General features: G+C 39.4%; 2 protein-coding genes. Both read left to right on the top strand.

Features of this window, described 5'->3' with window-relative positions:
* Positions 1 to 3 precede the first annotated feature (3 nt).
* The gene (locus H7T88_RS21345) at positions 4 to 3,507 is read left to right on the top strand and encodes a non-ribosomal peptide synthetase (protein ID WP_260511052.1); all 3,504 of its coding nucleotides are present in this window, start codon (positions 4 to 6) and stop codon (positions 3,505 to 3,507) included.
* A gap of 44 nt (positions 3,508 to 3,551) precedes the next feature.
* Positions 3,552 to 6,197 (top strand): AMP-binding protein (locus H7T88_RS21340; RefSeq protein WP_221790202.1); only part of this gene is annotated, 2,646 nt, incomplete at its 3' end.

Here is a 6,197-nt window from a genome sequence, read left to right as displayed (position 1 = left end):
AAGCTGGAACTTGTACGGGAAGTGAGCCGGAATCCGCTGTTTGATGTGATGTTTGCACTGCAAAATATGGATCGTCAGGTGCTGGAACTGCCGCAAGTACAGATTACGATGCTTGAAGTTACGCAACGTTATATTCAGTTTGATGTATTTTGGAACTTCATTGAGGTTGAGGACACACTCAAACTTTATGCTGGGTACAACAACAAACTTTATCGGTCGACTACGGTGCAACGTTGGATTGACAGTTTTTCTATTGTTCTGAAGCAAATGACACACACACCCGACATGCTATTGTCAAATATTGATGTAGTATCTGAACAAGACAAACTGGCTCTGGCTGGATTTAATGAAACTGACACTTTATATACCAAAGAAACACCACTGCATGCTTTGATTGAAGCCCAAGTTATGAAAACACCGGATCAGAGGGCAATTGATAGTCCAGAAGGTCATTTGACTTATCGTGAGTGGAATGCGAAGGCAAACCAAGCGGCTGCCCTGCTTCTCGCTCAAGGAGTACAAAAAGACGAGGTTGTTGCCCTTGTCGGAGAACGCTCTTTAGAAATGATGATCGGTATTTTAGGAATTATGAAGGCTGGATGTGCCTATTTACCGATAGATCCGAGTCTGCCTGAGGATAGAATTCAATATATGTTGGTGGATAGTGCAGTAAAAGTTGTACTACTTGAGAAAAAGAAATGGCTCCCTGTGCTTGGCTGTTCTAAAGTCAGCATAATACTGCTGGAGGATATGAAAGAGCCAAAGCCGATTCAATTACCGTCTGTAGAATCTAGCGGGTTGGCTTATGTCATTTACACGTCGGGAACAACAGGAAGGCCCAAAGGTGTTATGATCGAACATCGTTCAATAGTCAATCGATTAGAATGGATGCAACGTGAGTATCCTCTTGAACGGAAAGATGTAATTTTGCAAAAAACACCATTTACATTTGATGTCTCGGTATGGGAGTTGCTGTGGTGGGCCATTGCAGGAGCCAGTGTATACATGCTACCGCAGGGCGGAGAGAAAGATCCAGGTTTGTTACTGGATACTATAGAAAAAGCGGGTGTAAGTGTTATTCACTTTGTACCATCAATGTTCCAGATTATGACTGAACAAGTGGAACGCTTTGCTGAAGCCCATAAGCTGAGAGGACTACGCTATATATTTTTAAGCGGGGAAGCTCTAAAATCCGAGCAGATAGAAAGATTCCGTAATTGTTTAGAATGTAATCAGGAAATTCCGCGTCTCCTTAATTTGTATGGTCCTACAGAGGCGACGGTAGATGTCACTTACTATGACTGTACGAATCATCCAATTGAACGTCCTGTTCCTATAGGTGCTCCAATAGCTAATACAAAAATCCACATCCTAAATTCAAATGGTCTGTTGCAGCCTATTGGAGTGATCGGTGAACTATATGTATCAGGTGTAGGATTGGCACGAGGCTATCAGAATCAACCGGAATTGAATGCCAGCAGTTTTCCTACAAATCTGAAGGCTGCGGAATGCAGGATGTACAGAACAGGAGATCTAGGCAGATGGTTGTCAAGCGGTGAAATTGAGTACATTGGACGTAGAGATCACCAAGTGAAAATTCGTGGTTATCGAATTGAGTGTGAGGAGATTGAAAATCTGTTATTACAACAGGAAGGAATTCAGGCGGCTGCTGTTGTGGATTGGGATGAACAAAACGGTGAAAAAATACTTTGTGCATATGTAGTAGCTGAAAAAGAACTGGATACCAGAGAATGTAAGAAGAATCTAGCTAAATGGGTTCCGGCTTACATGATTCCATCTCATTTCATACAAATAGATGAAATGCCGACGACAATACACGGAAAGGTAAATCGCCGGGATCTTCCAAAACCTGTGAAAGGGATAAATCAGCTTAACTATGAAGCGCCTCGTAATACAACTGAGCTTCGGTTAGCAGAGTTATGGCAAGAGTTATTGGACACAAAGCACGTTGGAATCCGAGAGAACTTCTTTGACCTTGGGGGACATTCATTGAAGGCAACTCAGCTTACATTCCGGATACAACAAGCTTTTGAGATCGAAATTCCATTAAAGGAAATATTTATTGGACCGACGATTGAGCAGCTGGCAGTCTATATTCAGCAAGCGGAAAAACAAAAACAAAAACGGATTGATAAAGCTATAATGCAGCCCTTCTATCCGGTCTCATCTGCTCAAAAACGTATGCTGTTATTGGAACAATTCGGAGATATAGGTGTTAGCTATAATATGGCTCATATCTTAGAGCTAAAAGGCAGTTTGAACGTGGCACAATTGGAACAAGCGCTTCGTAAGCTGATTGAAAGACATGAGATATTAAGAACATCCTTTTTATGGATCGGCGGAGAGCCTGTTCAAGTCATTCATGATGAAGTACCATTCCAGCTTAAGGTTATCAACAATATCTCGGTTGAAAAAGATAATGAGTTGCTGATAAAAGAATTAATTCAACCCTTTGATCTATCTGTAGCTCCACTTATACGAACGTATCTTATTAGGAAGTCGGAGTATCAGCACTTATTAATTGTTGACATACACCATATTGTCGGCGATGGTTTCTCATTAAAAATTATTGTTAATGATTTGATGAGTTTGTTTAGTGGAATTGAATTGCCACTTCTGGGTGTTCAGTATAAAGACTTTACTGTATGGCAGAAAGCTCGAATAGAAAACGGTGAACTGTCTTCACAAAAAAACTATTGGGCAAATATGTTTCAGGATGGAATTCCTGCTCTCAGTTTGCCTTACGATGCACCTAGGGATAAGAATTCTTTATCGGAGGGTGGTTGGATCGATTTTTATTCCGGTGGAGAGCTGGCGTTACAGGTGTATACTGCAATATCTAATGAAGGTGTTTCATTGTACATGTTCTTGATGACTTGTTTTCAGATTTTGTTGTCGAAACTTTCGGGAGAAAATGATATTGTAACTGGCTGCCCGATTGCAGGAAGGACTCATCCAGACTTAGATCCAATGGTAGGTATGTTTGTGAATATATTACCGATTAGAACCCAGTCACATCCTGCTAATAGTTTTCGTGAGGTTTTGACCATAGTGAAATCAAACATGATCAATGCTTTTAATAATCAGGAATATCCTTTTGAGGAATTGGTGGAGCTTCTGGATGTCCCACATCAAATGGGTAAAAATCCTGTGTTCGATACCGTGTTTGTTCTGCAGAATCTGGATTTGCAGTTGCCCGAACTTGGCGGATTGAACGTTACGTATATCCCATATCATACTCGTACAACAAAATTTGATTTGAAGCTTGAAGCGGAGGAAGTACAGGGTGATATACATTTCGCGTTTGAGTATGCCAGAGGATTATTCAGTGACAGCTCTGTAAAACTATTATGTGAGGACTTCCTTGATATATTGCGGCAAGTGATATCCAATCCGGATATTAGTCTTTTGGATATTAAAATTTCAGGCAGGGACAAGCACCATAACGTTGATAGCTTCCTTGAACGCGTGGACTTTGATTTTTAGTAAAAGTATGAACCTATAGTAACCAAAGTGACGGAGGACTAAGCATGAATTATCCTATAACTCCTAATACAGAGCTTCAGAATGATTTGATGAAAGCCGGAAACATCAGTGGCTTTGTCTGGGATACAGGGGACAGTACTTTTTCGAGTGGTCAGGCATCCTTAATTTATAGGATGCCCGATCCTATCGGAAAAGAAATTGTTCGCATTAGTAAAGGATCAGATTACGGAGTATTCATTGTTTTGCTAAGTGCTGTTCAGTACATGGTGTACCGCTATAATGGAGAAACCCGACCTGTGGTTGCTGTGCCCGTATTTAAAAAATCTACGGGCAAGCAGAGTAAGCAAATGCTGTTGGTTTCCACAGACATTGAGCCTTGTGAAACTTTCTCTTCATATATTACTGCTTGCAGAGAGGCCATCATGAAATCCGAAAAATGGCATGCGGATACCTTATTTGCTACTGAATCTAGCGGTCACGAAGAGGCATTTTATAAAACTATTGTAATGATGGCAAATGTCCATGAAGATATGACTCAGCTTTCTTCTGATATTTCGTTTGTCTTCGATAGAGTAGATGACTCTATCAACTTGCGCTTACAGTATCAAGAACAGAGGTTCAGTAAAAGATTTGTTGAGCAACTGTTATCGCACTTCGCCACATGCCTGGAGAAATTATTAATTCAACAAGAGCATCTTCACAACTTTGATGTGCTCCATCAAGAAGAGAAAGCTCTTATTTTGGATATGTCCAATAATACAAAAAAAGAATCTCCTGTAACAACAATAAATAAGCGTTTTGAAGAACAAGTTGACTGTAATCCTGACAAAATAGCAGTTGTTTGCGGGGAAAGTAGTTTAACTTATTCTCAGCTAGACCAGAAAGCCAATCAACTTGCGAATTACTTGTTGACTGATCGAAAGATACTGCCGCAAGAAAAGGTTGGAATTTTAATTGAGAGAACTCCTGATATGATTGTGGCAATCCTCGGAATTATTAAGGCAGGCGGGGCATACGTTCCTCTAGATCCGGAGTACCCTTTGGAAAGAATCTCATCCATTCTGAATGATGCTGAAGTTCGAGTTGTCGTCTCATCACAAAAGCAAATCCAATTATTGAATACACTTCAGTGGGAATGTAATTGCTTTCAAAGTTACGTTTGTCTTGATATAGACAGTGTTCTAGATGGAGAAGATGCTTCGCGGAATGAAATGATGGATAATGAAATTTGGGAATACATTGGGAAAAAAGCTACAAATAACATTGAAGGTGGAGCATGGGTTAACAGTTACAATAGAGAGGCATTTTCCGTTGAAGAAATGGATGAATATGCAGAAAATGCATATCTCAAATTAAAACCGTACTTGGGGCCTGAAACTCGGGTACTCGAGATAGGGTGTGCTTCTGGATTAAGTATGTTCCGAATTTCTCCTCACGTAGGTTTATATTATGGAACGGATATATCTAATGTAATCATTGAAAAATGCCGTGTCCAAGTTAGTAAAACTGCTCAGGAAAATATAAAACTGAAATGTCTTCCTGCACATGAAATTGGCAAGTTAGGTGAAGGTCAATTTGATATTGTTATTCTGAACAGCGTAATTCAATTATTTCATGGGCATAATTATTTAAAACAATTAATAGCAAGTATTATTGAATTGATGTCAAATAATGGTGTTATATTCTTTGGTGATGTAATGGATTTGGATACGAAACAAGATTTACTTCGATCCCTAAAATCTTTCAAAAAAGAGAACCCAGAATACAACACAAAAACTGAATTTACATCGGAGCTCTTTATCTCTAAAAGTTTCTTTAATGATCTTCCTCATGATTTTCCAAATATATGCGATGTGAGCATAACTGAAAAAAAATTTACGATTCCTAACGAATTGACCCAATTTCGATATGACGTTTTGGTTTCTATAGACAAGGCGAGTCCCTTATCTATATCGCTTAAACCGAAAAGCAAGTTCCAGCATGGTCGTTTGCAATTGGAACAATATTCTGAAAACGAACGTCCTGATGTATCTGACTATAATCACCTGGCTTATATCATCTATACGTCCGGATCAACAGGTGTACCTAAAGGAGTTGCGGTTGAACATAAGAATGTAGTTCATCTATTTTCAAACAGTCGTACTTTATATAATTTCAATGAAAATGACGTGTGGACTTTTTTTCATTCATATTGTTTTGATTTTTCAGTGTGGGAGATATTTGGGGCTTTGTTCTTTGGCGGAAAATTAATAGTAGTGCCTCTGGAAGTTGCTAGAAATGCTATGGAGATGAGAGAGCTTATTTTGAGCAATCAAGTAACTGTGTTTAATCAAACACCTTCCTCTTTTTACCATTTTATGGAGGGTGATCTACCAGCTCCTAATCCGTTGCGTTATGTGATTCTTGGTGGGGAAGCCTTAAAGCCTTATATGTTGAAAGAATGGCATGAAAATAATCCAGATATCAGCATAATTAATATGTATGGCATCACTGAAACGACTGTCCATGTTACATATAAAGAAATTAATGATAAAGATACACAAAGTCATGTTCAAAATATTGGTAGAGCGCTTTTTGGCCTATCGACATACGTACTTGACCAACGAAAACGGCTTCAACCGTTAGGTGTACCTGGTGAGTTATACGTTTCCGGTGAAGGTGTGGCTCGTGGATACGTAAATCGTCCGGAG

The organism is Paenibacillus cucumis (ex Kampfer et al. 2016), from assembly GCF_019748695.1.
In the GTDB taxonomy this organism is placed as follows: Bacteria; Bacillota; Bacilli; order Paenibacillales; family Paenibacillaceae; genus Paenibacillus; species Paenibacillus polysaccharolyticus.
Note: the sequence above shows the minus strand (reverse complement) of the source record. Positions and strands in the feature narration are given on the sequence as shown.